The 23,897-nt window shown below is 74.7% G+C and carries 27 protein-coding genes; 13 read left to right on the top strand and 14 right to left on the bottom strand.

What is annotated here, in order from left to right; all coding sequences use genetic code 11:
• Nucleotides 1–94 precede the first annotated feature (94 nt).
• Complete coding sequence (locus GA0070214_RS19965) at nucleotides 95–643, top strand: hypothetical protein (RefSeq protein WP_091265966.1); 549 nt, start codon at nucleotides 95–97, stop codon at nucleotides 641–643.
• Between the two features lie 70 nt (nucleotides 644–713).
• Here GA0070214_RS19965 and GA0070214_RS19970 read toward each other — a convergent pair whose 3' ends face one another.
• Nucleotides 714–1,550, bottom strand: coding sequence for an undecaprenyl-diphosphate phosphatase (locus tag GA0070214_RS19970; RefSeq protein ID WP_091265969.1), 837 nt, complete (start codon nucleotides 1,548–1,550; stop codon nucleotides 714–716).
• Nucleotides 1,547–2,599, bottom strand: coding sequence for an LLM class F420-dependent oxidoreductase (locus tag GA0070214_RS19975; protein ID WP_091265972.1), 1,053 nt, complete (start codon nucleotides 2,597–2,599; stop codon nucleotides 1,547–1,549). Before GA0070214_RS19975 ends, GA0070214_RS19970 begins: the two co-directional genes overlap by 4 nt.
• A gap of 164 nt (nucleotides 2,600–2,763) precedes the next feature.
• Here GA0070214_RS19975 and GA0070214_RS19980 point away from each other — a divergent pair, with 164 nt between their 5' ends.
• Both GA0070214_RS19980 and GA0070214_RS19985 read left to right on the top strand, forming a co-directional pair.
• On the top strand, nucleotides 2,764–3,735 hold the full coding sequence (locus GA0070214_RS19980) for an aldo/keto reductase (protein ID WP_091265975.1): 972 nt from the start codon (nucleotides 2,764–2,766) through the stop codon (nucleotides 3,733–3,735).
• 93 nt (nucleotides 3,736–3,828) lie between these two features.
• Nucleotides 3,829–4,020: a DUF5703 family protein gene (locus tag GA0070214_RS19985; RefSeq protein WP_091265978.1), complete on the top strand. Its 192-nt coding sequence runs from the start codon at nucleotides 3,829–3,831 to the stop codon at nucleotides 4,018–4,020.
• A 62-nt stretch (nucleotides 4,021–4,082) separates the two neighbouring features.
• Here GA0070214_RS19985 and GA0070214_RS19990 read toward each other — a convergent pair whose 3' ends face one another.
• Entirely contained in the window at nucleotides 4,083–4,736 is a 654-nt protein-coding gene (locus GA0070214_RS19990) for a hypothetical protein (protein ID WP_091265982.1), read from the bottom strand.
• Nucleotides 4,737–4,795: 59 nt separating this feature from the next.
• Nucleotides 4,796–6,124: a M20/M25/M40 family metallo-hydrolase gene (locus GA0070214_RS19995; protein ID WP_091265985.1), complete on the bottom strand. Its 1,329-nt coding sequence runs from the start codon at nucleotides 6,122–6,124 to the stop codon at nucleotides 4,796–4,798.
• Nucleotides 6,125–6,240: 116 nt separating this feature from the next.
• On the opposite strand from GA0070214_RS19995, the gene GA0070214_RS20000 reads away from it, so the two are divergent.
• From GA0070214_RS20000 to GA0070214_RS20010, 3 genes are all read left to right on the top strand, one after another.
• Entirely contained in the window at nucleotides 6,241–6,858 is a 618-nt protein-coding gene (locus GA0070214_RS20000; protein WP_091265988.1) for a hemerythrin domain-containing protein, read from the top strand.
• 74 nt (nucleotides 6,859–6,932) lie between these two features.
• On the top strand, nucleotides 6,933–7,919 hold the full coding sequence (locus tag GA0070214_RS20005; RefSeq protein ID WP_091265990.1) for a LysR family transcriptional regulator: 987 nt from the start codon (nucleotides 6,933–6,935) through the stop codon (nucleotides 7,917–7,919).
• Between the two features lie 19 nt (nucleotides 7,920–7,938).
• Entirely contained in the window at nucleotides 7,939–8,175 is a 237-nt protein-coding gene (locus GA0070214_RS20010) for a hypothetical protein (RefSeq protein ID WP_091265994.1), read from the top strand.
• A gap of 53 nt (nucleotides 8,176–8,228) precedes the next feature.
• On the opposite strand, the gene GA0070214_RS20015 is transcribed toward GA0070214_RS20010, so the two are convergent.
• Genes GA0070214_RS20015 through GA0070214_RS20020 form a run of 3 tightly spaced genes read right to left on the bottom strand, consistent with a single transcriptional unit; the run spans nucleotide 8,229 to nucleotide 11,337 of the window.
• Nucleotides 8,229–8,579, bottom strand: a complete 351-nt coding sequence (locus GA0070214_RS20015; RefSeq protein ID WP_091265998.1) for a DUF3140 domain-containing protein — start codon at nucleotides 8,577–8,579, stop codon at nucleotides 8,229–8,231.
• Complete coding sequence (locus GA0070214_RS31900) at nucleotides 8,579–8,752, bottom strand: hypothetical protein (RefSeq protein WP_167364299.1); 174 nt, start codon at nucleotides 8,750–8,752, stop codon at nucleotides 8,579–8,581. The genes GA0070214_RS20015 and GA0070214_RS31900 overlap by 1 nt, the downstream gene beginning before the upstream one ends.
• Before the next feature lie 38 nt (nucleotides 8,753–8,790).
• The gene (locus GA0070214_RS20020) at nucleotides 8,791–11,337 is read right to left on the bottom strand and encodes an ATP-dependent Clp protease ATP-binding subunit (RefSeq protein ID WP_208602834.1); all 2,547 of its coding nucleotides are present in this window, start codon (nucleotides 11,335–11,337) and stop codon (nucleotides 8,791–8,793) included.
• A 117-nt stretch (nucleotides 11,338–11,454) separates the two neighbouring features.
• On the opposite strand from GA0070214_RS20020, the gene GA0070214_RS20025 reads away from it, so the two are divergent.
• From GA0070214_RS20025 to GA0070214_RS20045, 5 genes are all read left to right on the top strand, one after another.
• Entirely contained in the window at nucleotides 11,455–11,832 is a 378-nt protein-coding gene (locus tag GA0070214_RS20025) for a hypothetical protein (protein WP_091266001.1), read from the top strand.
• A gap of 196 nt (nucleotides 11,833–12,028) precedes the next feature.
• Complete coding sequence (locus GA0070214_RS20030; protein ID WP_091266635.1) at nucleotides 12,029–12,289, top strand: hypothetical protein; 261 nt, start codon at nucleotides 12,029–12,031, stop codon at nucleotides 12,287–12,289.
• Between the two features lie 9 nt (nucleotides 12,290–12,298).
• Nucleotides 12,299–13,180: a hypothetical protein gene (locus tag GA0070214_RS20035; RefSeq protein WP_091266004.1), complete on the top strand. Its 882-nt coding sequence runs from the start codon at nucleotides 12,299–12,301 to the stop codon at nucleotides 13,178–13,180.
• Entirely contained in the window at nucleotides 13,173–15,845 is a 2,673-nt protein-coding gene (locus tag GA0070214_RS20040) for an FtsK/SpoIIIE domain-containing protein (RefSeq protein WP_091266007.1), read from the top strand. Before GA0070214_RS20035 ends, GA0070214_RS20040 begins: the two co-directional genes overlap by 8 nt.
• Entirely contained in the window at nucleotides 15,842–16,513 is a 672-nt protein-coding gene (locus tag GA0070214_RS20045) for a hypothetical protein (protein ID WP_091266010.1), read from the top strand. Before GA0070214_RS20040 ends, GA0070214_RS20045 begins: the two co-directional genes overlap by 4 nt.
• A gap of 138 nt (nucleotides 16,514–16,651) precedes the next feature.
• On the opposite strand, the gene GA0070214_RS20050 is transcribed toward GA0070214_RS20045, so the two are convergent.
• Both GA0070214_RS20050 and GA0070214_RS20055 read right to left on the bottom strand, forming a co-directional pair.
• A complete protein-coding gene (locus GA0070214_RS20050) occupies nucleotides 16,652–17,923 on the bottom strand; it encodes a cupin domain-containing protein (protein WP_208602846.1) in 1,272 nt (423 codons plus the stop codon).
• Between the two features lie 9 nt (nucleotides 17,924–17,932).
• Nucleotides 17,933–18,220, bottom strand: coding sequence for a hypothetical protein (locus GA0070214_RS20055; RefSeq protein WP_091266016.1), 288 nt, complete (start codon nucleotides 18,218–18,220; stop codon nucleotides 17,933–17,935).
• Between the two features lie 200 nt (nucleotides 18,221–18,420).
• Here GA0070214_RS20055 and GA0070214_RS20060 point away from each other — a divergent pair, with 200 nt between their 5' ends.
• Together GA0070214_RS20060 and GA0070214_RS20065 are read left to right on the top strand one after the other, a co-directional pair.
• Nucleotides 18,421–19,164 (top strand): PIG-L deacetylase family protein, encoded by a 744-nt coding sequence (locus GA0070214_RS20060; protein WP_091266638.1) that lies wholly within the window; start codon nucleotides 18,421–18,423, stop codon nucleotides 19,162–19,164.
• 9 nt (nucleotides 19,165–19,173) lie between these two features.
• Nucleotides 19,174–20,010 (top strand): DUF72 domain-containing protein, encoded by an 837-nt coding sequence (locus GA0070214_RS20065; RefSeq protein ID WP_091266019.1) that lies wholly within the window; start codon nucleotides 19,174–19,176, stop codon nucleotides 20,008–20,010.
• Here the strand turns inward: GA0070214_RS20065 and GA0070214_RS20070 are convergent.
• The 5 genes from GA0070214_RS20070 to GA0070214_RS20095 form a co-directional block, all read right to left on the bottom strand.
• Nucleotides 19,967–20,395, bottom strand: coding sequence for a DUF2267 domain-containing protein (locus GA0070214_RS20070; protein ID WP_091266023.1), 429 nt, complete (start codon nucleotides 20,393–20,395; stop codon nucleotides 19,967–19,969). The two genes, GA0070214_RS20065 and GA0070214_RS20070, sit on opposite strands and share 44 nt — an antisense overlap.
• Nucleotides 20,396–20,692: 297 nt before the next feature.
• Nucleotides 20,693–21,565 (bottom strand): DUF72 domain-containing protein, encoded by an 873-nt coding sequence (locus GA0070214_RS20080; RefSeq protein WP_091266029.1) that lies wholly within the window; start codon nucleotides 21,563–21,565, stop codon nucleotides 20,693–20,695.
• 47 nt (nucleotides 21,566–21,612) lie between these two features.
• Entirely contained in the window at nucleotides 21,613–22,011 is a 399-nt protein-coding gene (locus GA0070214_RS20085) for a TraR/DksA family transcriptional regulator (RefSeq protein ID WP_091266032.1), read from the bottom strand.
• Nucleotides 22,012–22,256: 245 nt separating this feature from the next.
• Nucleotides 22,257–22,886 carry a nucleoside/nucleotide kinase family protein gene (locus GA0070214_RS20090; RefSeq protein ID WP_091266034.1) on the bottom strand — a complete coding sequence of 210 codons (630 nt, stop codon included), beginning with the start codon at nucleotides 22,884–22,886 and terminating at the stop codon, nucleotides 22,257–22,259.
• Between the two features lie 146 nt (nucleotides 22,887–23,032).
• Entirely contained in the window at nucleotides 23,033–23,641 is a 609-nt protein-coding gene (locus tag GA0070214_RS20095) for a winged helix-turn-helix domain-containing protein (protein WP_091266036.1), read from the bottom strand.
• Between the last annotated feature and the right edge of the window lie 256 nt (nucleotides 23,642–23,897).

Raw genomic sequence — 23,897 nt, forward strand, 5'->3', positions numbered from 1 at the left:
ATCCCCCAAGACTCTCTTTGAGCGCCTGACGTGGTGCTTGCGCACGGCCGACCCCCATCGGCGTGTGCGCCAACCCCCGAATGGAGCTATCCCCATGAACTCGATGCTGCGCAAGAGCGTGCTGGGTATTGCTGGTCTGGCTTTCACCGGTGGCGTGTTCGCCGGTCCGGTCGCCGCTCACGCCGACGCCCGTCCGGTCGAGGGCAAGCCGGTCGCGGTCGCGACGGTGCAGGGCGCCCAGTCGAAGATCGACCTGAACGGTGAGCAGACCGCGAACGCCAAGGCGATCATCGCGGCGACGAAGAAGGCCGGTCTCCCGGAGCGGGCCGCAGTGATCTCGATCGCCACGTCGTTGCAGGAGTCGAAGCTGGAGAACCTCGGCCACCTCGGCGACCGCAACGACCACGACTCGCTGGGCCTGTTCCAGCAGCGCCCGAGCTCGGGTTGGGGCACGCCGGAGCAGATCACCGACCCCGAGTACTCCACCCTCGCCTTCCTCAAGGGCCTGAAGCAGGTCGACGGCTGGCAGGACATGCCGCTGACCGAGGCCGCCCAGACCGTGCAGGTCTCGGCCTACCCCGACGCCTACGCCCACTGGGAGCAGCAGGCCACCGACATCGTCGCCCACAACTGGAACAGCTGACACACGCAACAAAACCGCTGGCCGGCACCCCGAACATAGGGGTGCCGGCCAGCGGCGTATCAGGACCAGCTCAGGTGGCGTCGATCGTGCCGGTGAGGAGCAGGCACAGGACCAGGGAACCGAGCGCCACCCGGTAGAGGACGAACAGGTACAGGGTGTGGTGCGCGACGTAGCGCAGCAGCCAGGCGATGGCCGCGTACCCGATGGCGAAGGCGATCGCCGTGGCGACGACCATCTGCGCGACGCTCGGCGCGGCGGTGCCCGGCGCGGACGGCTCGAACACGTCCGGGATGCTGAACACGCCGGAGATCACCACGGCCGGGATGGCCAGCAGGAACGAGTACCGGGCCGCCGTCTCGCGGGTGAGGTTGAGCAGCAGGCCGGCGGTGAGCGTGCCGCCGGAGCGGGAGACACCGGGGATGAGCGCCGCGGCCTGGGCGAAGCCCATGATGACGCCGTCGCGCATCCGGAAGTTCTCCAGCGTGCGGGTCTGCCGCCCCCAGTACTCGGCGAAGGCCAGCACCAGGCCGAAGAAGATCAGCGTGAAGGAGATCAGCCACAGGTTCCGGCCGGCGGTGCGGATCTGGTCCTTGAACAGCAGCCCGAAGATGCCGATCGGGATGGTGCCGACGATGACGTACCAGCCCATGCGGTAGTCGAGGCTCGATCGGACCGAGCGGTCGACCAGACCCAGGCACCAGGTGCGGATGATCCGCCAGATGTCCTTGAAGAAGAAGATGAGCACGGCCGCCTCGGTGCCCAGCTGGGTCACCGCGGTGAACGACGCCCCCGCGTCCCGGCCGAAGAAGATCGCCGAGGTGATCCGCAGGTGCCCGGAGGACGACACCGGCAGGAATTCCGTGAGCCCCTGGACGATGCCCAGGACGATGGCCTCGACCCAGGTCACTCGCCGACTCCGGAGAGGTCCAGCGCCTCGGCGACGGTCCGCAGGGTCTGCACGCCGCTGTCCCGGTCCGCCACGAACAGGGTCACCGACAGGGTGGTCACGCCCGCGGCCGCGTACTCCCGCATCCGCTCGGCGATGCGCTCCTTCGGGCCGAGCAGCGAGGTGCGGTCGATGAACTCCATGGGCACGGCGGCGGCCGCGTCGCGCTGCCGCTTGGCCAGGTAGAGATCCTGCACCTCGCGGGCGGCGTCGCCGTAGCCCATCCGGGTGGCGAGCTGGTTGTAGAAGTTCTGCTGCCGGCTGCCCATGCCGCCGACGTAGAGGGCGGCGTACCAGCGGACCAGCTCGGCGCAGGTCGCGATGTCGTCGCCGACCACCACCGGCACCGACGGGACGACGTCGAAGCCGGCCAGCTCCTTGCCGGCCTTCGCGCGACCGGCGCGGACCGAGGCGAGCTGCTCCTCGGCGAACTCGGGGGCGTAGAACACGGCGAGCCAGCCGTCGGCGATCTCGCCGGCCAGCTCCAGGTTCTTCGGGCCGACGGCGGCCAGGTAGATCGGGATGTGCTCGCGCGGCGGGTGGAAGCCCAGCCGCAGCGCCTTGCCGGGGCCGTCCGGCAGCGGCAGCGTGTAGTGCTCGCCGTCGTACGCGACCTCCTTGCGGGCCACGGCCAGCTTCACGATGTCGACGTACTCCCGGGTGCGGGCCAGGGGCTTGGCGAAGCGGACGCCGTGCCAGCCCTCGGAGACCTGCGGGCCGGAGACGCCCAGGCCGAGCCGGAACCGGCCGCCGGAGAGGGCGTCGATGGTCGCCGCGGTCATCGCGGTCATGGCCGGGGTGCGGGCGGGGATCTGCATCACCGCGGCGCCCACGTCGATCCGCTCGGTCTGGCCGGCCATCCAGGCCAGCATGCTCGGCGAGTCGGAGCCGTAGGCCTCCGCGGCCCACACCACCGAGTAGCCGAGCCGATCCGCCTCCTGGGCCAGCGCCAGGTGGTCGGCCGGCGTGCTCCACGCCGTCTGGTATCCGAGGCTGAGCCCGAGTCGCACTGGTCCTCCCACCATCCGCACCACAGGTCGCATCAGGTTACGCAATGGGGGTGGTGGCGCGGACCACCGGCTCACCTCGAACACGTCACACCCGCGGGAGGTCGCGCGGGAAGTTGACTGCGGCGAGGATATCCGTGAAGCCGGGTTCGAAATAAGGTTCACCCATGCAACAGCGACCGCTCGGCCGAAGCGGGCTGGCGGTTTCGCGGCTCGCGCTCGGCACCATGACCTGGGGACGGGACACCGATGCCGACGACGCGGCCGCCCAGCTGAAGAGTTACCTCGACGCGGGCGGCAACCTCGTGGACACCGCCGACGTGTACGCCGACGGCGACGCGGAGTCGGTGATCGGCTCCCTGCTGGGCAGCCTGGTGCCCCGCGACGACCTGCTCATCGCCACGAAGGCGGGGCTGCGGCCGGGCAGCGGCCGCCGCCGGGACGGCTCCCGGGGGCACCTGCTGCGCACCCTGGAGGCGTCGCTGCGCCGGCTCGGCACCGACCACGTCGACCTGTGGCAGGTGCACGGGTACGACCCGCACACCCCGCTGGAGGAGACGCTCTCCGCGCTCGACCACGCGGTGTCCAGCGGCAAGGCCCGGTACGTCGGGGTGTCGAACTTCTCCGGCTGGCAGACCGCCCGCGCCGCCGCCTGGCAGGCCGCCTGGCCGGGGCGGGCCCCCGTGGTGGCCGCCCAGGTCGAATACTCGCTGCTGGAGCGGGGCGTGGAGCGCGAGGTGCTGCCCGCGGCCGAGGCCATGGGGCTGGGCGTGCTGCCCTGGTCGCCGCTGGGTCGCGGGGTGCTCACCGGCAAGTACCGCAACGGCCGCCCGGCGGACTCCCGGGCCGTGTCGCCGCACTTCGAGCGCTTCGTCGCCACCTACCTGGAGCCGCGCTGCTCGAGCATCGTGGAGGCGGTGGCCATCGCGGCCGGCGGCCTGGGCGTGTCGCCGCTGGAGGTGGCGCTGGCCTGGATCCGGGACCGGCCCGGCGTGACCGCGCCGATCCTCGGCGCCCGCACCGTGGGGCAGCTCCTCGGCGCGCTCCAGGTGGAGCGGATGACCCTGCCGGAGGAGATCGTCACCGCGCTGGACGACGTCTCGGCGGTGCCGGTCGGCTACCCGGAACGGGACGGCTGAGCCCGACCGGCCGGGCGCCGGCCGGCGAACAGGGCGACGCGGGTCACCGTCAGGGGGTGGCGGCGGGCTGCCGGGCTGGGCAGCATAGAGGCCATGGACTACGAATACGCGCCGCTGCGGTTGCCCTCGAATGTCGATCGGTTGACCGCCGCGGCGCAGCTGGCGATCCAGGCGGAGTTCTCCGGCTGGGAGTTGGCCCGGGTGCGGCTGTACCGGGACGGCACGCGGCAGGTCATGCTGCGCCGTCGCCGGGTCAACCAGCCGCAGCCGGGCCTCTCGTACTGACGGCGGCCGGACGGAAACGTCCCGGGGCGCCACCGCACGGGTGGGCCCCGGGGCGTCACTGCCTAGTGGGCGTGGTCGTGCTCCTCGTCGAGCTCCAGGAACGGGTGCTCGTCGAGCCGGCCCACGAGCCGGTCGTCGGCGGCCGGTTGGAACGGCCCGACCGGGTCGTCGTCGTCGAAGGACTCCAGGTCGACCGGGGTGCCGACCTCGCTGACCATGACCACGCCGTCGAGCGGCTCCAGCTCCGGCACGTCCAGCGCGGAGAGCGAGCCGTCGCCGCTCTGCAGCAGCTCCAGCACGGCCTCGCCGACCCCCTCGACCGCGGCCGGCTCGTCCTCCTCCGGGGTGCCCTCGCGGCGGGCCGCCTCGGCCGCCCGGATCAGCGCGGAGACGCTGGGCACCCGGTAGTCCCGCCGCTGCCGCACCGAGATCACCCGCGGGTGCGGGTCGGTCGCCTCGACGCCCTCGGCCCCGCCGAAGCGCTCGTCGGCCTCGTCCGGGTCGATCGACTCGACGTCCCACGGCGTCACCTCGCCGAACGCGTCGAGCAGCTGCTCGTCGTAGGCGAACGAGGCGTTGTTCAAATTGACGTACGCCTGCCAGACGGCGTCGTCGTCGATCCGGCCCTGGGCGGCGCGGACGGCGGCCAGGTGCGCGCGGGCGGCGTCGATCACCCGCTCGAGGGCGGCGTCCAGCTCACCGTGCTGGTCGGTCATGTGAGGCAGTCCCTTCGCGATGGGGAGGTTCCGCGCCGGCGGCGGCGCGGCGGGCACCGTCAGCAGCTGCGGAGAAAGCGGTCGAGAACCCGCACGCCGAACTGTAGTCCGTCCACGGGAACCCGCTCGTCGATGCCATGGAACAGGCCGGAGAAATTGAGGTCGGCGGGCAGTCGCAGCGGCGCGAAGCCGAAGCACCGGATGCCGAGCTGGGAGAACGCCTTGGCGTCGGTGCCGCCGGAGAGCATGTAGGGCACCGGCCGGGCCCCCGGGTCCTCCGCGCGCAGCGCGGCGGACATGGCCTCGACGAGGTCGCCGTCGAAGGTGGTCTCCAGGGCGGGCTGGCGCTGGACGTACTCGATGGCGATGTCCGGCCCGACCAGCTCGCGCAGCTGCCGCTCCAGCACCTCGCTCTGCCCGGGCAGGCTCCGGCAGTCGATGGTGGCGGTGGCCCGGCCCGGGATGACGTTGTCCTTGTAGCCGGCGGTCAGCCGGGTCGGATTGGCGGTGTTGCGGATGGTCGCGCCGATGATGTTGGCGATCGGCCCGAGCTTGGCGATCGCGGTCTCCGGGTCGTCCGGGTCGATGTCGATGCCGAGGACGTCGGACACCTCGGCCAGGAACGCGCGCACGGTGTCGGTCATGACCACCGGGAAGCGGTGCCCGCCGATCCGGGCGACGGCCTCGGCGAGCGCGGTGACGGCGTTGTCGTCGTGCACCATCGAGCCGTGGCCGGGGCGGCCCTTGGCGTGCAGGCGCAGCCAGTCGATGCCCTTCTCGGCGGTCTCGATGAGGTAGAGCCGCCGGGACTCGTCGACCGAGTAGGAGAAGCCGCCGACCTCGCCGATCGCCTCGGTGCAGCCGTCGAAGAGGTGCCGGTGCCGCTGGGCGAGGAAGTGCGCGCCGTAGTCGCTGCCGGCCTCCTCGTCGGCGGTGAAGGCGAGCACCACGTCCCGGGTCGGGCGGATCCCGGCGCGCTGCCAGCCGCGGACCACGGCCAGCACCATGGCGTCGAAGTCCTTCATGTCGATGGCGCCGCGGCCCCACAGGTAGCCGTCGCGGATCTCGCCGGAGAACGGGTGCACCGACCACTCGTCGGGGTCGGCGGGCACCACGTCGAGGTGGCCGTGCACGAGCAGCGCGTCCCGGCCCGGGTCGGTGCCGGGGATCCGGGCGACCAGGTTGGCGCGGCCCGGCGCCGACTCGATGAGTTCCGCGTCGACGCCGACCTCGGCGAGCTTCTCCGCCACGTACTCGGCGGCCCGGCGCTCCCCCACGCTCGTGTCGTTGTCCCCGGTGTTGGTGGTGTCGATGCGCAGCAGGTCGCGGCAGAGGTCCACGACCTCGTCGGTGGGGTCGGGTCGGGCGGAGGCGGGGTCGCTCGTCATCGCTTCTTCATACCAGCCGGCCCGGGCGGCCGGTCGCCCCCGGTCGGGGTGCGGTTTCGCGGATCGCGCGCGCGGGTACCGCCGGACCGCCACACCCGTCGATCCCGGAGGGCACCATGACCGTCCCCCTGCCGCCGTTGCCGCCCACCGCCGACGACGCGTACCGGCCGGGCGGCCGGAGCCTGGCCGACCTCGTGGACCGGGAGCACCGGGCGCTGCTCGGGCTGGCCGCGCAGGTCACCGACGCGGGCCTGGAGCCGGCACGCCGCCGCGAAGTGCTGGACGTGCTGACGGCCGCGGTGTCCCGGCACCTCTCCGCCGAGGAGCAGTACCTCTTCCCGGCCGCCCGGGCCGCCGTCCCGGAGAGCGCCGAGCTGGTAGACCGGGAGATCGAGGCCGACGCGGCCCTGCTGACCGCGCTGAAGGGACTGTCCGGACCGGACGACCCGGGGCTGGCCGACGTCGCCGAACGGGTACGCCGGCACGTGGGCCGGGTCGCCGCGCTGGTGACCCCGCTGCGCGAGGTGGCCAGCGACGCCGAGCTGATCCGGCTGGGCAACCGCTGGGAGATCGCCGAGGAGGCCGCGCCCACCCGCCCGCACCCGGGCACTCCGGCCACCCCGCCCTGGAACAAGATCGTCGAGCCGGCGGTGGGTGTGCTGGACAAGGTGCGCGACGTGGTCACCGGCCGGCGGACCCGCCTGGCGGACCTGGAGCGCCCCCGCGACCTCTGACCGTTGCGCCATACAGATATACCGATGCCGTAAGACCCTTCCGCCCGGCCGCTGAGTGGTCCTACCGTCACCGTATGAATCTGGAGCTGCGACACCTGCGGGTGGTGTGCGCGATCGCGGAGACGGGAAGCGTCACCAAGGCGGCCTCGACGCTCGGCCTGGCCCAGCCGGCGCTGACCGCCCAGCTCCAGCGCATCGAGCGGGCCCTGGGCGGGCCGCTGTTCGAGCGGGACCGCCGGGGCGCCCGGCCCACCGCCCTCGGTGAGCTGGTGCTCGACCGGGCCCGGGTGCTGCTGCCCGCCATGAAAGGCCTGCAGGACGAGGCGGCCCGGCTGGCCGGTGCGGGCGACCCGCTGAGCCGCTACCGGTTCGGCGGGGTGAACAGCCCGATCCTCGGCCGGCTGGTGCACCGGCTCGCCGCCGAGCGCCCCGAGGTGCAGATCACCACGTACGCGTCGTGGTCGGTGGACGAACTGGCCCAGCTCGTGGCCGGCGGGCGGCTCGACTTCGCCCTCAGCGGGGTGTGCGGCGACGCCACCCCGTCGGCGGAGTCCGGGCTGAGCTGGCGGGAGGTGGCCGTCGACCCGGTCTTCGTGCTGCTGCCGCAGACCCACCCGATGGCCGGCCGGGACGAGGTGCGCCTCGTCGACCTGCGCCGCGAGCAGTGGGTGGCCGCACCCGGGGACGGCTGCTTCGGCGACTGCTTCGCGGCGGCCTGCGCCCGCGCCGGCTTCACCCCGCGCAAGCTCTACGAGGCCGACGTGCGGGGCTGCCTCGACCTCGTGGACGCGGGCGAGGCGGTGGCGCTGTGCCAGGCCACCTTCCGCCCGGTGGCCGGTCTGGTGACCCGCCGGCTCGCCGGGACGCCGCTGCGCTGGCGGCTGCTGCTCGGCTGGCACCCGGACGCCCCGGCGGCCCGGGTCGCCGAGCCGGTGCTGGAGACGGCGGTGGCGGCGTACACCGACGCGCTGGCGAACCACCCGGACTATCTGGCCTGGCTGCTGGCCCACCCCGACTTCGGCGCGCAGCCGACCACCGCGGGCGGGGTGCGAACCGCCTGAGCGCGGGTATCTGGGCGGCATGACTGATCTGTACCCGGCCGCCGACCAGCGGGAGCTGCTGCGCCAGGCGGCCGCCGCGCACACCGCCGCCTCCGCCGACCTGGAGGCGTTCCTGCGCCGGTTGCCGGAGGTGCCCGAGCCGGCCGACATCACCGAGTTCGCCAACCTGCTCAGCCGCGAGGAACGGGCCCGCGGCGAACGGCAGGACGCGGCCGACGCGGCCGGGCTGCAACTGCCCAGCATGGAATCGGAGTAGACCGACGGCGGCGGCACCCGGGACCGCGTCCCGGGTGCCGCCGTACCGGACCGTCAGCGTTCGATCAGGACGTCGTGGCCGAGGTCGAGCAGGGAGTGGCGCCACTCGTCGTCAGCGTTGCCCCGGCTCGGTTTCGCCGCGCTGAGCTCCCGGATCCGCTCGATGGCGTTCCGCATCACCTCGATGTCGTCCGGGGTCAGGTCCACCTTGCGCTTGGTGAGCACCTGGAGGATCCGCCGCCCCGGCTCGGGCAGGTCGAGGTCCGGGTTCGGGCCGAACGCCTCCTCGCCCGAGCCGCGGGTGAGCAGCCACCGTCGCAGCTGCTCGGAGGGGACGTTCACCTCGGCGTGGAAGTCGTCCCAGATCACCTCGACCTCCGGATCGAGTCGTGCCTCGCGTACCATCACGCCTCCTCTCCCGACGGCGACCCGGACGGCGTCGGGTCGCCCTCGCCCTTGTCGGTGTGCTGCTTCAAGCCCTCCGGCGGCACCTTGACCCGGGCCGGGTTGGCCGTCGGGGGCGCGACGATGGGTTCGGTGCGCTCGGTGTCCTCCCGGTTCTCCTCCGGTTCGGTCATGTCCGCCCTCCGATCCGTCGGGGCTGGGGCGTCTTCCCTCATCGCGGATGGGACGTCGCGGCGGCGCTGTAGCCGCGCTCGCCGGCGGCCACGTCGAAGGCGAGCTGGCCCTCCCGGGCGTCGACCGTGATCCTCTGGCCGGGCGAGATCTGGTTCTCCAGCAGCATCCGGGACAGCCGGTTGTCGACCTCGCGCTGGATGACCCGGCGCAGCGGCCGGGCGCCGAACTCGGGCTGGTAGCCGTGTTCGGCCAGCCAGTCCACGCCGGCGGTGGTGAAGTCGACCTGGATGTCCTGGGCGTGCAGCCGGCGGCGGGTCTCCTCCAGCAGCAGCCCGGTGATCTCGCGCAGCTGCTCGGCCTCCAGCCGCTGGAAGATGATCACCTCGTCGATGCGGTTGATGAACTCGGGCCGGAAGTTCTCCTGCAGGCGGCGCATCAGCCGCTCGCGCAGCTCGCTGGTCTGCTGCTCGCCCGGCTCGCCGGCCCCGAAGCCGACGGTGCGCTGGGTGCCGGTGATCAGCTCCGAACCGAGGTTGCTCGTCATGATCAGCACGGTGTTCTTGAAGTTCACCGTGCGCCCCTGGCTGTCGGTGAGCCGGCCGTCGTCCAGCACCTGGAGCAGGATGTTGAACACGTCCGGGTGGGCCTTCTCGATCTCGTCGAGCAGCACCACGGCGTACGGGCGGCGGCGCACCGCCTCGGTGAGCTGGCCGGCCTCCTCGTAGCCGACGTACCCGGGAGGCGCGCCGACCAGGCGGCTGACCGTGTGCCGCTCCTGGAACTCGCTCATGTCCACCCGGACCATCCGGTCGGCCTCGCCGAACAGCGCCTCGGCGAGCGCCCGGGCCAGCTCGGTCTTGCCGACGCCGGTGGGGCCGAGGAAGAGGAAACTGCCCATGGGCCGGTCGGGGTCGGCCAGCCCGGTACGCGAGCGGCGTACCGCCTCGGCCACCGCGCTGACCGCCTCGTCCTGGCCGACGACCTTCTCGTGCAGGTGCCCCTCCAGGCGCAGCAGCCGGTCCCGTTCCTCCTCGGTGAGCTGGTTGACCGGGATGCCGGTGGCCCGGGAGACCACCTCGGCGATCTCCCGCGGCCCGACCTCGGGCACGTGGTTGGGGCCCTCGTCGCCGCGGGCGCGGCGGACCTGGTCCTCCAGTTCGGCAATCCGGTCGCGCAGGGTGGACGCCCTCTCGTACTGCTCGTCGGAGACGGCCTGCTCCTTGTCCCGGCGTACCTCGTCGAGCTGCTGCTCCAGGTCCCGCACGTCGGCGGCGGGCGTGCGGGTGCGCAGCCGCACCCGGGCGCCGGCCTGGTCGATGAGGTCGATCGCCTTGTCCGGCAGATACCGGTCGGTGACGTACCGGTCGGAGAGCTCGGCCGCGGCGACGAGCGCCTCGTCGGTGAAGCGGACCTGGTGGTGGGCCTCGTACCGGTCACGGAGGCCGCGCAGGATGGCGACGGTGTCCTCGACGCTGGGCTCGGGAACCAGCACCGGCTGGAACCGGCGGGCCAGGGCGGCGTCCTTCTCGATGCTCTTGCGGTACTCGTCCAGCGTCGTCGCGCCGATCACCCGCAGCTCGCCGCGGGCCAGGGCGGGCTTGAGCATGTTGGACGCGTCCATGCCGCCCTCGCTGCCGGCGCCGCCCGCGCCGACCAGGGTGTGGATCTCGTCCAGGAAGATGATCAGCTCCTCGCGGTGCGCGCGGATCTCGTCGATCACCTTCTTGAGGCGTTCCTCGAAGTCGCCCCGGTAGCGGGTGCCGGCGACCAGGCCGGCCAGGTCGAGCTGGATGACCCGCTTGCCGATCAGGGTCTGCGGGACGTCGCCGTCGCAGATCCGCTCGGCGAGCCCCTCCACGATGGCGGTCTTGCCGACGCCGGCCTCGCCGATGAGCACCGGGTTGTTCTTGGTGCGCCGGGACAGGATCTCCACGGCCTGCTCGATCTCGTCGGCCCGGCCGATCACCGGGTCGATCTGGTCCATCCGCGCCAGGTCGGTGAGGTCCTGGCCGTACTGGTCGAGGGTGGGGGTGCCGCGGTCCGGCTTCGGGCCGGTCATGGGGCCGCGCTCGGCGCTGGCCGCCTGCAGCGACTCGGGCTGGATACGCCCGGCGGCGAGCATCCGGCCGGCCGGCGACTCCGGGTTGAGCGGCAGGGCCATGAGGATGTGCTCGGGACCGATGTAGTTGGCGCCCATGGCCCGGGAGAGCTGGTGCGCGTCGAGCAGCGCGCGCTTGGCCGCCGGGGTGAGCGACAGGTTGGGCGGGACCTCGCCCCGGGGAGCGCCGTCGCCGCGCCCGCCGAGGGCGTTGACCAGCGCGTCCGGGTCGGCACCGGCCCGCCGGACCAGGTCCCGCAGCGGCTCGCGCTGCAACGCCGCCCACAACAGGTGGTCGGTGTCCAGGTCGTTGCTGTGCTTCTGGGCCGCCCGCCGGGCGGCGTCGGCCAGCATCTCCCGCGCGTCGGCGGTCATCAGCCGGGTGATGTCGACCCGGTGCGCCGGCCGGCGTCCTCCCTCGCCCCGCCCGAAGTACCGGGCCAGGAACTCGTCCCACGGGTCGTTGCCGAAGTCACCGGGTCCCATCAGTTCTCCTCCGCAGTCGGTCGGCACGGCCGCCGGGGCGCGACGTGGCGCGGCACGGTCGGCGGTGGCTACCCGGCGGTCGGCGCGACAAACGCGGACGGGTGGCACGCTGGGGGCATGGAGACCATCCCGCTGCTGATCGTCGACGGCGCGAACGTGGTCGGTTCGCGGCCGGACGGCTGGTGGCGGGACCGGGCCGGGGCGGCCGCCCGGCTGCGCGACGCGCTGGTGCCCGTCGCCGCGGCGGGGGTGCCGCCGGAGCTGCCGCCGCCGGTGGAGGTGGTGCTCGTGGTGGAGGGCGCGGCCCGGGACGTCCCGGCGGTGCCCGGGGTCGCCGTGGTCTCCGCGCCGGGTTCCGGCGACGACACCATCGTCGCGCTGGTCGCGGCCGCGCCGGAGCGCCGCCGGGTGGTGGTCACCGCCGACCGGGAGCTACGGGCCCGGGTGGGCGCGCTCGGCGCCGAGGTGTACGGCCCGCGCCGCGTGCCCCGCTGAGGGGGCGACGAGGCTGCGTCCCGTGAACGGGACCGGAGCGTTCGCGGACGGGACCGACGGAACCCGCCGCAGAGCGCCTTTCCGCACGTCAGGGCCGTAATCGGACAGCCGGGCAGGAACGCCGCGAGGGCGGATGTTCGCCCACCCCTCGGGATGGGTTGTAATGGAGATCTCCCCCGCCCCCAGGAGGTCCCCCGTGGCGAGCGTCGCCGAGCTGAAGGCAGCGATCGATGTCGCTCTCCAGCAGATAGGAGACGGGCAGACAGCGGTGCAGGCGGCCGGCGAGAAGCTGGCCGAGGCGCAGCAGACCCTGGCCGGCGCGCTGGAGGGCAGCGGCCACGAGACCGTCGAGGCGGCCCAGGCCTCGCTGACCCAGGCCAGCCAGGAGCTGGAGGAGTGTCTCGCCGCCACGCTGGTGGCGGTCGAGCAGGCGCAGCTCTACGCCGCCGCCCTCTGAGGACCGGTCGTGTCCATCGTCGAGGACATCGGCGCGCAGGTCCGCGCCGCCGCCGAGGAACTGCCCCTGGCCCAGCTCGCCGCCGCGCTGGAGAAGTTCGGCCAGGCCACCGAGCGGCTGCGCTGGGTGCGCCAGGAGTCCGCCAACCCCATGGGGGTGCCGGAGCTCTCCGCCGCGACCGAGCACGCCGAGACCGCCGGGTACGCGCTGCGGGTGGCGCAGGAGCAGTTGTCGGCGTACCTGGCGGCGATCGGGCTGGCCGCCGACGGTGCGCCCGCACCGAAGGCCACGGACCGCCGGCCGCGCCACGACGGGCCCCGCGGCGAGGTCGCGCCGCCGGCGCCGGGCGCCGCTCCGGATCGCGACGAGCAGCCGGCCGTGCGGCGCTGGTGGGCGGTGCGGGTGGCGGAGCTGACCGGCGGCCGGGAGGGCGCGCCCGACGAGCCGGACGACCGGGTCGAGGACTCCCGGGAGCTGCTGCGCCGGGTGGTGACCGGGGTCCGCGCGGGCGACCGGGACCGGCTGCACCGCGAGCTGCGCCGCGCCCACGCCGACGTCGGGCTGGGGCTGGCCGCGATCGCCCCGCCGATGCTGCGCGGCCTGGCCGGCGAGCTGCTCGGCCACCCGCCGCGCGCCGACGACCTGGGCCGGCTGCGCCGGGAGCTGGACGGGCGGGTCCGCGACCTGCTGCCCGGCCTGCCGCCACCCGTGCTGGACACCCTGCTCACCCGGGTCTGCCGGATGCCCCCGCCGCGCCGCGGCGACGACCAGGAGCAGCCGCACGCCGCCGACCCGGCCGTCACCGCCGGCGTGGTCACCGGGGTGCTGCTCGACCGGCTCGGCCGCGACCTGCCCAAGGACACCGACGACCGGGAGCCGTCCCGTGGCTGACGTCCGCGCGCAACTGGTGACGCGGGTCCGGGGGATGCTCTCCGAGGCTCTGGGCGCCACCCGCAACCGCCTCGCCGACGCCGAAGCCGACCTGGCCGCCGGCCGTGACCGGCTGACCCGGGTACGGCGGGCCGCCGCGGCCGTACCCGAGCGGGTGGGCGCGCAGCGGGACCGCCGGCTGGCCGAGATCGACGCCCGGCACGCCGCCCGGATCGCCGAGCTGGCCCGCCGGGCCGCCGCCGCGGCCGGGCGGGAGGCGCCGGGCGCGGCGTCCGCGCCGTGGGACCGCTGGCAGGCCACCCCCGCCGGGCGGTCCGAGCCACCCGGCGCGGTCCGGATCGGCACGGTACGCATCACCGGCGCCGAGCCGGTCCCCGCCCTGGTCCCGCTGCTCGACGCCGGGCACGTGCACCTCGCCGGCAGCGACCGGGAGGGCGTCGCCGCGGTCGTACCCGCGCTGCTGCTGCGCTCGGTCGGCCGCGCCGACCCCGGCGCGGTCCGGCTCTTCGGGTACGACCCGGAGCACCTGGGCGGCGGGCTGGCCGGGTTCGCCCCGCTCGGCACCGCCGGGCTGCTCACCTTCGTCGGCCCCGGCGGCCTGGGCCGGCTGCTCGACGACCTGGTGGAGCAGATCCGCCGGATCAACGAGACCGTGCTGGCCGGCGAGTACGCGACGCTGCGCGAGCTGGCCGCCGCGACCGGCCGGCGCCCGGAGCCGTGGCGGGTGGCGGTGCTGCTCGGCGGCGACGAGCTGTCCCGGCACGAGCGCGGCCAACTGGACCGGGTCGTGCGCACCGGGGCGGCCTGCGGCGTGCACCTGGTGGTCCGCGGGATCGACCTGCCGGACGGGCCGACCGTCACCCGGGTGGTGGTCGACCCGGACGACGCCCGGATCGGCGGCCTGCCGGTGGCGCTCGACGCCCCGCCGCCGGCCGGGCTGGTCACCGAGACCTGCCGCGAGGTGGCCTCCCGGGTCAACGCCGGCCCGCCGCCGGCGCCCTTCACCGACCTGCTCCCCCCGGCCGGGGACTACTGGCGGGAGGACTCGGCGCACGGGCTCACGGCGCCGATCGGCGAGGGCCCGCACGGGCGGCCGGTGCTGCTCACCCTCGGCGACTACCCGCCGCACGCGCTGATCGGCGGCCCGTCCGGCACCGGCAAGACCAACCTGATCTTCGCGTGGATCGGCGCGCTCGCCGCCCGCTACTCCCCCACCGAGCTGGAGTTCTACCTGCTCGACTTCAAGGAGGGGGTGTCCTTCGCCCGGTTCGCCCAGGGCCGGCGGGACCCGAGCTGGCTGCCGCACATGCGGCTGGTCGGCATCAACGTCAACACCGACCGGGAGTTCGGGCTGGCGCTGCTGCGGTTCCTCGCCGAGGAGCTGCGCCGCCGGGCCGACGCGGCGAAGAAGCACGAGGTCACCAAGCTGGCCGAGCTGCGCGCCGTGGACCCGACCGGGCACTGGCCGCGGATCGTGGCGGTGGTCGACGAGTTCCAGGCGCTGCTCGCCGGCCGCGACGTGGTGGCCCGGGAGGCCGCCGACCTGCTGGAGGACCTGGCCCGGCGGGGCCGGTCGCAGGGCATCCACCTGGTGCTCGCCTCGCAGGACGTGCGCGGCATCGAGGCGCTGTGGGGGCGGCCCGCCCTGGTCGCCCAGTTCACCCTGCGCATCGCCCTGCCCAAGGCGCTGCGGATCCTGGCCGAACGCAACGACGCGGCGCAGTCGCTGCCCCGGCACCACGCCGTGGTCAACGCCGAGTCCGGGCTGACCGAGGGCAACGAGGTGGCCCGCATCCCCCTCGCCGGTGACTGGGAGACGTGGAGCCAGCTCCAGCACCGGCTGTGGCGCATGCGCCCGCAGGACGCCGCCCCGGCCCGGCTCTTCGACGGCGACGCGATCCCGAGGCTGGCCGAGGCGCCCGACTTCCGCGCGCTGGCCGCGCCCGAGCAGGGGGTGCCGCGCAGCCCGGTGGCGCTGCTCGGCGAGATCATCGACGTGCAGGCGCGCTCGGCGGCGCTGCGGCTGCCCCGGGCTCCCGGGCGCAACCTCGCCGTGCTCGGCACCCGTGTCGACGAGGCGTGCGCGGTGCTCGACGCCGCCGCACGCTCCCTCGCCCGGCAGTACCGCCCCGGCACCGCCCGGTTCTCCATCGCCTGCCTCGACCCCGACGCCGACCCGGCCGCCCGCGCCCTCTACGAGGACCTGGCCGACGACGCCGCCTGGTACGACGAGGAGACGGTGCCCGAGCTGATGGCCGAGGTGGGCGACGCCCTCGGCGCTCCGGGCACCCCGCAGACCCCGCACTTCCTGCTGCTGTACGCGGTGGACGCGGCGGCCGGGCAGCTCGCCGGGAAGGCGGGCCGGCGGACCGGGCTGGAGCAGCTGCGCCGGATCCTGCACGACGGACCGGAACGGCGTACCCACGTGCTGGCCTGGTGGCGCGGGGTGGCCCGGATGCGGGTGGACCTGGGCGGGCCGGCGGCGCGCACCGACCAGATCGGCGCCTGGGTGGCCCTCGACGTGCAAGGCGCCGAGCTGGGCTCCTCGCTCTATCCGGGCACCGGCGGGCCGGACTGGTACCCCCGCCCGTGGCGGGGCCTCTACTTCGACCGGGCGGTGCACCGCACGGGACAGGTGATCATCCCTTATGGTCCGTCCCGATGAACACACCGGTCGCCAGTGAGACGTACGCCGCCCAGGTCCGCCGGCTCGCCGACCTGACCGCCCGGGTGGCCGCCCAGCGTGCCGAGGCGAACGGCTGGTACGCGCAGCAGGTCGTCGCCGCCGACCGTGCCGTGGCCGAGGCTGCCGAGCAGGTGCGCCGGGCCGAGGCGGAGGTGGCCGAGGCGCAGCGGATGGTGGAACGCGTCGACGCCGAGGCCGCCCACCTGTGGGGGCAGCTCCGGGCCCGCATCGGCACCGGCGGCCGGCGACTGGGTGATCCGCCCGGGCCGGCCCGCGACGCCACGGGCGACCCGGTGCCGCTGCTGCGCGGGGTGCGGGAGCTGCTGGACCGCACCCGCCAGCCGGGCGAGCTGCCGGGCTCGGCGAACCCGCTGCTGGTCGGCTGCGGCATCGGCGGCGCGCTGGTGGCGTACGCCCTGGGCGCGGGGGCGCGGGCACTGGGCGCCGGCTCCGGCGGGGACCTGGCGGTCGGCATGCCGGTGCTGGCGTTGGTGGTGACGCTGCTCGGCCCGCTGGTCGGCCTGGCGCCGGCCCGGCTGCTGGCGGACCGCCGCCACGCCGTGCTGACCCCCCGCCCGATCCTCCTGGTGGCCGCCACCGGCCTGGCCACGACCGCCCTCCTGCTGACCCTGACCGCCACCCGCTGACCCGGCGCCCGGCCCGGCCGCGGCCGGCCCGGAGCGCGGTTGATCATGAAGTTGGCGGCACCGGCGACGGCGTGTCGCGCCGCCAACTTCATGATCAACGGGACGTGGGGCGGCGGGGGCGCGGGCCGGGTGGGACGGTCAGGCCGGGGTCAGGACGGCTTCCTTCAGGAGGCGGCGGGTCAGGACCACGCGGTCGGCGTCGTCGTCGAGGCCGGGCAGGTCGCCGACCCGGGTCACCTCGCCGGCCAGCAGCGCGCGCAGCGCCGGCTCGCAGGTGCCGGGCAGAGTGATGGTGCGGTCGAACAGGCGCAGCGCCACCGTGCCGTCGCCGGTCGGGGTGAGCTGCCAGCGCAGCCCGGCGCGGGGCGCGACCTGGCTGTCCGCGTCCAGGGTGGCCAGGGCGGCGGCCTGGGCGAGGGGCCGGATGGGCGCCGGGCGGGCAGCCGGCCAGGCCCGGGCGCGCAGCCGCGCGGCCACCGCCGCGGGGTCGGCCCGCAGGAGCCAGTCGCGCAGCGCCTCGACCGTCTCGGTCAGCTCCGGCTCGATGGCGTCCGGGTCGGCCACGTCGACGCCGAACGGCAGCCCGGCGCGCAGCCGGGCGTCCTCGGCGGCGAGCGCCAGCAGCTCCTCGACCAGGGCGTACCGGGTCAGCGCGCGGATGCCGACGGTCAGGTGCAGCGAGCTGCACTCCTGCGCCTGCGCGCTGTGCAGCCAGCCGCGGGGCAGGTAGAGCGCGTCGCCGGGTTCGAGCACCACGTCCAGCGCGGGGCGGCCCTCGGCCACGGCGGAGACCTCGTCGGCCCGGCCGCCCCAGGGCTGCCTCTCCAGCGGGTCGGGCAGCACCGGCGGGTGGATCCGCCAGTGCTTGCGGCCGTCCACCTGGAGCACGAACACGTCGTGGGTGTCGTAGTGGGTGGCGAAGCCCTGGTTGCCCGCCGGGGTCAGGTAGGCGTTGACCTGCAGCGGCTGGGCCAGCGCGGTGCCCAGGTCGCGGGCGAAGTCGACCAGCGCGGGCCAGGTGCGGTGCAGGCCCTGGAGGACCAGGGTGGCGCCGTCGGCGTACAGGGCCAGGATCTTCTCGTCGAGAACCTGGTCGCCAATCTCGGCGCCCGCGCCGCCGCCGCCGGTCCAGCGCGCCGCCGGCACGAGCTCGCCCTCCTTGGCGACCCGCAGGAACGGGGTACGCAGGCCGCGCCGGCTCAGCAGCTCGTCGGCGTCGGCGGGGCTGAGCAGGTCGGTGAAGCCGGCCGGGTTGGGCAGCTCGGCGGCCCGGGACAGCAGCGGGCTGCGCCCCCAGTGGTCGGCGGCGAACTTGGCCGGCTCGACCGCCACGCAGCGCGCGAGGGCGTCGGCGGCGGAAGACGGAACCGCCGGGCGGCCGTGGCCGCCCGGCGGGTCGAGGTGCGTCACGGTCATCCGTCAGGCGCTGCCGTCGGCGCCGCCGTCGCGCTGACCGGGGGTCGCGCCGCCGTCGGCCGGGCCCTCGGCGCTGCCGTCCGCGCCACCGTCGTGCTGGCCCGGGGTCGCACCGCCGTCGGCCGGGCCCTCCGCGCCGGCGTCGGCACCCTGGTCCCGGCCGCGCTCCGCGCCGCGGTCCGCGCCGCCGTCGGCGCCGCCGTCCTGCTGACCCGGGGTCGCGCCACCGTCGGCCGGGCCCTCGGCACCGCCGCCGCCGGTGGTCTGCATGTCGTCGTCGTTGAGTGCCATGGGTCTCCCTCGGTGTGCCGCCCCGTCGCCGGGGTCCGTGTGCAGCGGGTGGTACCCCACGCCCGATCTTCTCTAACCACACCGTAGACGCCCGGGAGGTGCCGTACGGACGGTTCGCCGGGCCCCGCCGCCGCTCGCCGGGCGGCGGGGCGCGTCCGGTGCCAGGATGGCGGGAAGGGGGCGGGCGGAAGGGGGTGGCCGTGGGGCAGCCGGAGCCGTTGGCGCCGCTGGCCGAGGACTGGCAGCGGGCGCTCGCCGTGGTGGCCCACCCGGACGACCTGGAGTTCGGCGCGGCCGCCGCGGTGGCCCGCTGGACCGGGCAGGGCAAGCAGGTCGTCTACTGTCTGCTCACCAGCGGCGAGGCGGGCATCGACGGGATGCCGCCGGAGCGCAGCCGGGTGCTGCGCGAGGAGGAGCAGCGGGCCTCCGCCGCCGTGGTCGGCGTGGACACCGTGGAGTTCCTCGGCCTCCCCGACGGGCTGCTGGAGTACGGCGTGGCGCTGCGCCGCGAGATCGCCGCGGCGGTGCGCCGGCACCGCCCGGACATCGTGGTCACGAACAACTTCCGGGACACCTGGGACGGGGCGTACGCGCTCAACCAGGCCGACCACATCGCCTGTGGCCGGGCCACGCTGGACGCGGTCCGCGACGCCGGCAACCGGTGGATCTTCCCGGAGCAGCTCACCGACGGGGTGCAGGCGTGGTCCCGGGTCCGCGAGGTGTGGGCGGCCGGCTCCCCGGAGGCCCGGCACGGGGTGGACGTCACGGCCAGCTTCGACCGCGGGGTGGCGTCGCTGCGGGCGCACGGGGCGTACCTGAGCGGGCTCGGCGACGGCGGTTTCGACGCCGAGGAGTTCCTCGAGGGGCTGGCCCGGCCGGCCGGCGCCCGGCTGGGCGTCCGGTACGGGGCCGCCTTCGAGGTGTTCCGGATCGACCTCGCGTAGGCGGCCGGGATGATCCTGATCGGCACGTCGGGCTGGCAGTACCGGGACTGGCGTGAGCGCTTCTACCCGGCGAAGCTGCCGCAGCGGCTCTGGCTGGAGCATTTCGCCGCGCGGTTCGCCACGGTCGAGGTCAACAACGCCTTCTACCGGCTGCCCGAGCGGGACACCTTCGTGGCCTGGCGGAACCGCACGCCGGACGACTTCTGCGTGGCGGTGAAGATGAGCCGCTACCTCACCCACATCAAGCGGTTGCGGGAGCCGGCCGAGCCGGTGGCCCGCTTCCTGGACCGGGCCACCGGGCTGGGCGACCGGCTCGGCCCGGTGCTGGTGCAGCTCCCACCCACCATGCGGGCCGACCCGGCCGCCCTGGAGGCGACGCTGCGGCTGTTCCCCGCCGAGGTGCGGGTGGCCGTGGAGCCCCGGCACCCGTCCTGGTGGACCGACGACACCCGGCGCGTCCTGGAACGCCACCGGGCGGCGCTGGTCTGGGCGGACCGGCTGAGCCGGCCGATCGCGCCGCTGTGGCGTACCACCGACTTCGGCTACCTGCGGCTGCACGAGGGGCGGGCCAGGCCGTGGCCCCGCTACGGTCGCGCCGCGCTGGCCACCTGGGTGCGCCGGCTGGCCACCGCCTTTCCGGCCGGCGAACCGGCGTACGTCTACTTCAACAACGACCCCGGGGGCGCGGCGATCGTCGACGCGGTGGCCTTCGCGGGACTGGCCCGGCGGGCCGGGCTGCCGGTCACCCGCACGCCGCCGGCCCGCCCCACCGAGGCGGTGGCGCGGGCCGGGACGGTGTCGGTCACGGCATCATCCGCACCAGGTCCCGGGGCATCGCGGACTTGACGTCCTCCCACTCGCCCTGGGTCACGTGCTTGCGCAGGGTGTCCAGCACCACCTGCACCACCCGCTCCGTACCGCCCTCCACGTCGTACGGAAAGCCCTGGCGGACCTCGTAGAGGAAGTCGTCGCGGTTCAGCTTGATCGGCACGTTCTCGGGCTGCCAGCCGTCGAAGTAGACGCCCCGCAGCAGCACCGGCAACTGCTGGGCGAACTCGACACTCTGCCCCACCGGCATCCGGTCCCGCAGCAGGTGCAGCACGGTGCGCATCGCCGCGTAGGACTGGTTGCGCTGCTCCTTCGGCCAGCCGTACGCCGACTCGATCTCCTTGAGCATCACGTTGGTCTTGTCCAGCGAGGACTCGAACGCGGAAATCATCTGCTCAGCCATCTGCCCACCCCCGTGCGTCGGTTTCCCAGCGTCGGTCGTCGGTGCGTCGCGGCGGCCCGCTGGGCCCCCGCCACAGCCGGGTCGGGCTGAACCGACCGGGCCGGCCGCCCCGCCGGGGTGCGTCGGAGTTACCCACCACGTGCAGCACCCCACCGCGACGGCGATCCGCTACGACCCGCACCGTCATGACCCCACCTCCTCCTCGGCCGCGCGGTCGCGCCGGTGGACGGACCGCGCACACCGTCCATGCTGCTGGCGCTCCGGGTGAGGCGCCCTCACCCGCGTCGGGTGAACTCCTCAGCCGGCGTCGAGCAGGCCCGCCAGGGTGGTGGCGTTGCGCTGGGCGTAGTCGCGGTAGCAGTTGTTCATGAGCACGTGCGTGTGCTCGGCCTCGCCGGCCAGCTCCCGCAGCTTCGGCGCCCAGTCGCGCAGCTCCCGCGTGGAGTAGTCGTAGCCGAACTTCTCGTGGATGTCCTTGCTGGTCCACTTGTCGCTGTGCCCGTGGAAGCGGACCACCGCGAGGTCCGCGGTGGCCGCCAGCACCGGGGGTACGGACGACTTGTGCCCCTGCGGCATGTCCACGCAGACGAACGGCAGCTCGTGTTCCTGCAGGAAGCCCAGCGTCTCCTCGGCGTTGTCGCCGTCGAACCAGGAGGCGTGCCGGAACTCGAAGACCGGCCGCAGCGGCGCGCACCGCCGCGCCACCTCGATCAGGTACTGCTTGTTGTCCCGCCGGATGGTGAACCAGGGCGGGAACTGGAACAGGACGGCGCCCAGCTTGCCGGCCTCGACCAGCGGGTCCAGGGCGGACAGGAACCGGGTCCAGACCTCCTCGTACGCCTGCGGCGGCAGGTCGTCCGGGTAGAGGTTCTTCTTCTCCGTGTCGGGACGCAGATCCTTGTACAGCGCCGAGACCCGGGTCGGGTGCCCGGTCAGCATGCTGAACGCCTTGACGTTGAACGTGAAGCCGGGCGGGGTGCGTTCCGCCCAGAGCCGCGCGGTCCGCTCGGCCGGCGGCGAGTAGTAGGTGGCGTCCACCTCGACCAGCGGGAACTGCCGCGCGTAGTAGGAGAGCCTTTTCTCCGGGGTGTCGGCGCTCGCCGGGTACCAGCCGGAGTCGAGCAGGGTCCGGTCGGTCCAGGAGGCGGTGCCCACCTTGATGTCACCCATCTGGTGAGTCCACCGCTACCGGGACCGGCCGGCAACCCGGGCGGCGCTCAGGCCGCCCGCCGCTCCCGGGTCTGCTTGCAGGACACGCAGGACGTGGCGGACGGGAAGATCTCCAGCCGCTCCACCGGGATCGGTGCGGAGCAGCCCTCGCAGAAGCCGTAGGTGCCCTCGTCGAGGCGGGCGAGCGCGTGCTCGAACTGGGCGCGCCGGTCGAGGATCGTGCGCAGCAGGGACTGCGCGGTGTCCCGCTCGGCGGTCTTGGTGCCGCTGTCGGCCTGGTCGTCACCGGCGGTGTCGCCGACCTCGACCAGCCGGAGCACCTGGCTCTGCAGCACGGCCTGCTCGTACTCCGCGGTCAGCTCGTCGTACCGCGACGTCAGGGACTGCCGGATCTGGTCGACCTCCGCCTGGGAGCGGCCCGTGGCTGTCGTGTCGTGGACGAGCATCGCTGCCTGCCTTTCCTGGGGCCTCATAACGTCACCGGGGCGCGAGCGCCCCGGAACGTGGTCCGATGGATGCACGGGTGCGATCACCCGTGCTCTGTGAGCCGGGCGATTACCCGTCCGCTCCGCCGATCAAACCGGGGATTTCCGCGTTCTTCATCGCCGTTCGTGCGCAGTTGCGCCGCCCGGACCGTCCCGGTCCCGGCCGCTCCGGGGCCGGACGCCCGGATTCCGGCCGTCCGCCCAGGTCAGGCGGCCTCGACGAGGGCGGGGTGCCGCGGGTCGTCGGCGCGGACGACCACGTCGGCGAACGAGGCCGGGTCGACCTCGTCGGCGTAGCGGGCGAAGGCCGGCAGGGTCCAGCGCAGCTCCGGGTCGGTCCGCCGGTCCAGCGCCGCCGGGGAGAGCACCAGGTGGACGGTGAGGTCGAACGGCAGGCCGCCGCCGAGCAGCAGGGCGCCGCTGACCAGGACCACCCCGCCGGGCGGCAGGTCGACGTACGGGGCGCGGCTGGCCCGGTCGGCGGCGGCGTCCCAGAGCGACGGGAGCAGCCGGCCCGAGCCGTCCGGGCCGGCCGGGTCGAGCACCTCCCGGCGCAGGCCGGCCTCGTCGACCCAGCCCTCGTAGTAGGCGTCCGGGTTGGTCCGCCCGTGCTCCAGGCGGGTCGAGGCGGGCCGGAGGAAGTCGGCGGCCCGGACGTGCAGCACCGGGCGGCCGGCGGCCCGCAGCGGGTCGACCAGGGCGGCGGCGAGGGCGTCCGGCTCGGCGGCCGGCGGGCCGTCCACGGCCACCCGCAGCCGGCCGGGCACGGCGGCGCCGGCGAGGCGGTCGGCCAGCTCGGCGACGAGCAGCTCCGGCGTGATGGGACGGACGCGCATCCGACCATCCTGCCCGGCACGACGGCGCTGGGTGCGATCGGCCGGGCGGTCGGGGCTGCGTCCCTTCGAGCGGGTCACGGTGCGATCGGCCGGGCGGTCGGGGCTCCGTCCGGAAGGCGATCGGCACGTGGCGGCCGGCCCGCGCGTCAGCCGGTGCGGTCGATGGTGACCCGGGCGTCGTCGGCGAGCCGGTAGCCGACGCCGTAGACGGTGGTGACCAGCGGGACGTCCACCCCGACCTTGCCGCGCAGCCGGCGCACGTGCACGTCGACGGTGCGGACGCCGGCGTGCTCGTACCCCCAGACGGCATTGAGAAGTTGCAGGCGGGTGAACACCCGGCGGGGATGGGCGACGAGATGCAGCAGCAGGTCGAACTCCAGCCGGGTCAGCGGCAGCGGCTCGCCGTCGCGGAGCACGGACCGGGACGCGGCCAGGATGTGCAGGGTCGGGATGGTCGGCGCGAGGGGGCGCCCCGGTGCGCGGCCGGCCGGCACCGGATCGGGGCGGCGCTCGGCCGGCGCGGCGCCGGTGCTGATCACGGCGTCGCCGCGTTCGAGCAGCTCACGGGCCGCGTCGAGCAGCCGGCGGGCGGCCGGGGTGAGCGACTCCTCGCCGGCCAGCGGGATGTTCAAGGTCACCGTGAGCACGGGTGCCGGGGTGCTGGCGGGGCGACGCTGGCCGCCGGGGGGACGACCCGGAACCGCGGGTTGGGACGTATGCCATCCGGCGCGCGACGAGGCGGGGCTGACCGACATGGTCCTCCTTGGCTGGTCCGGGTATCTCCCCACGGCCCGGGACGCCGCTTCATCGATGCTTCCCGGCGCCTGCGCGAGGGTCAAGGGTCGGCTGCGTTGCATGAATGTGACAATTGACGAACACATCGGAGCCGGATGCTCGCTCTGCGTACGAGGCCCGTTGATTACAGCAGAGCGACGAGTTGACCCGTTACGGGGGGTCCCTGCCCGGTTCACAATGGTCGGTGCGGGCGCAAACGTGAACGCGGCGCACCCG

The organism is Micromonospora chaiyaphumensis, assembly GCF_900091435.1.
GTDB lineage: Bacteria > Actinomycetota > Actinomycetes > Mycobacteriales > Micromonosporaceae > Micromonospora > Micromonospora chaiyaphumensis.

Bases quoted from the DNA above. Each gene is read 5' to 3' on its own strand.
- GA0070214_RS19965 (WP_091265966.1), top strand. From the start codon at position 95: ATGAACTCGATGCTGCGCAAGAGCGTGCTGGGTATTGCTGGTCTGGCT.
- GA0070214_RS19980 (WP_091265975.1), top strand. From the start codon at position 2,764: ATGCAACAGCGACCGCTCGGCCGAAGCGGGCTGGCGGTTTCGCGGCTC.
- GA0070214_RS19985 (WP_091265978.1), top strand. From the start codon at position 3,829: ATGGACTACGAATACGCGCCGCTGCGGTTGCCCTCGAATGTCGATCGG.
- GA0070214_RS19990 (WP_091265982.1), bottom strand. From the start codon at position 4,736: ATGACCGACCAGCACGGTGAGCTGGACGCCGCCCTCGAGCGGGTGATC.
- GA0070214_RS19995 (WP_091265985.1), bottom strand. From the start codon at position 6,124: ATGACGAGCGACCCCGCCTCCGCCCGACCCGACCCCACCGACGAGGTC.
- GA0070214_RS20000 (WP_091265988.1), top strand. From the start codon at position 6,241: ATGACCGTCCCCCTGCCGCCGTTGCCGCCCACCGCCGACGACGCGTAC.
- GA0070214_RS20005 (WP_091265990.1), top strand. From the start codon at position 6,933: ATGAATCTGGAGCTGCGACACCTGCGGGTGGTGTGCGCGATCGCGGAG.
- GA0070214_RS20010 (WP_091265994.1), top strand. From the start codon at position 7,939: ATGACTGATCTGTACCCGGCCGCCGACCAGCGGGAGCTGCTGCGCCAG.
- GA0070214_RS20015 (WP_091265998.1), bottom strand. From the start codon at position 8,579: ATGGTACGCGAGGCACGACTCGATCCGGAGGTCGAGGTGATCTGGGAC.
- GA0070214_RS31900 (WP_167364299.1), bottom strand. From the start codon at position 8,752: ATGACCGAACCGGAGGAGAACCGGGAGGACACCGAGCGCACCGAACCC.
- GA0070214_RS20020 (WP_208602834.1), bottom strand. From the start codon at position 11,337: ATGGGACCCGGTGACTTCGGCAACGACCCGTGGGACGAGTTCCTGGCC.
- GA0070214_RS20025 (WP_091266001.1), top strand. From the start codon at position 11,455: ATGGAGACCATCCCGCTGCTGATCGTCGACGGCGCGAACGTGGTCGGT.
- GA0070214_RS20045 (WP_091266010.1), top strand. From the start codon at position 15,842: ATGAACACACCGGTCGCCAGTGAGACGTACGCCGCCCAGGTCCGCCGG.
- GA0070214_RS20055 (WP_091266016.1), bottom strand. From the start codon at position 18,220: ATGGCACTCAACGACGACGACATGCAGACCACCGGCGGCGGCGGTGCC.
- GA0070214_RS20065 (WP_091266019.1), top strand. From the start codon at position 19,174: ATGATCCTGATCGGCACGTCGGGCTGGCAGTACCGGGACTGGCGTGAG.
- GA0070214_RS20070 (WP_091266023.1), bottom strand. From the start codon at position 20,395: ATGGCTGAGCAGATGATTTCCGCGTTCGAGTCCTCGCTGGACAAGACC.
- GA0070214_RS20080 (WP_091266029.1), bottom strand. From the start codon at position 21,565: ATGGGTGACATCAAGGTGGGCACCGCCTCCTGGACCGACCGGACCCTG.
- GA0070214_RS20085 (WP_091266032.1), bottom strand. From the start codon at position 22,011: ATGCTCGTCCACGACACGACAGCCACGGGCCGCTCCCAGGCGGAGGTC.
- GA0070214_RS20090 (WP_091266034.1), bottom strand. From the start codon at position 22,886: ATGCGCGTCCGTCCCATCACGCCGGAGCTGCTCGTCGCCGAGCTGGCC.
- GA0070214_RS20095 (WP_091266036.1), bottom strand. From the start codon at position 23,641: ATGTCGGTCAGCCCCGCCTCGTCGCGCGCCGGATGGCATACGTCCCAA.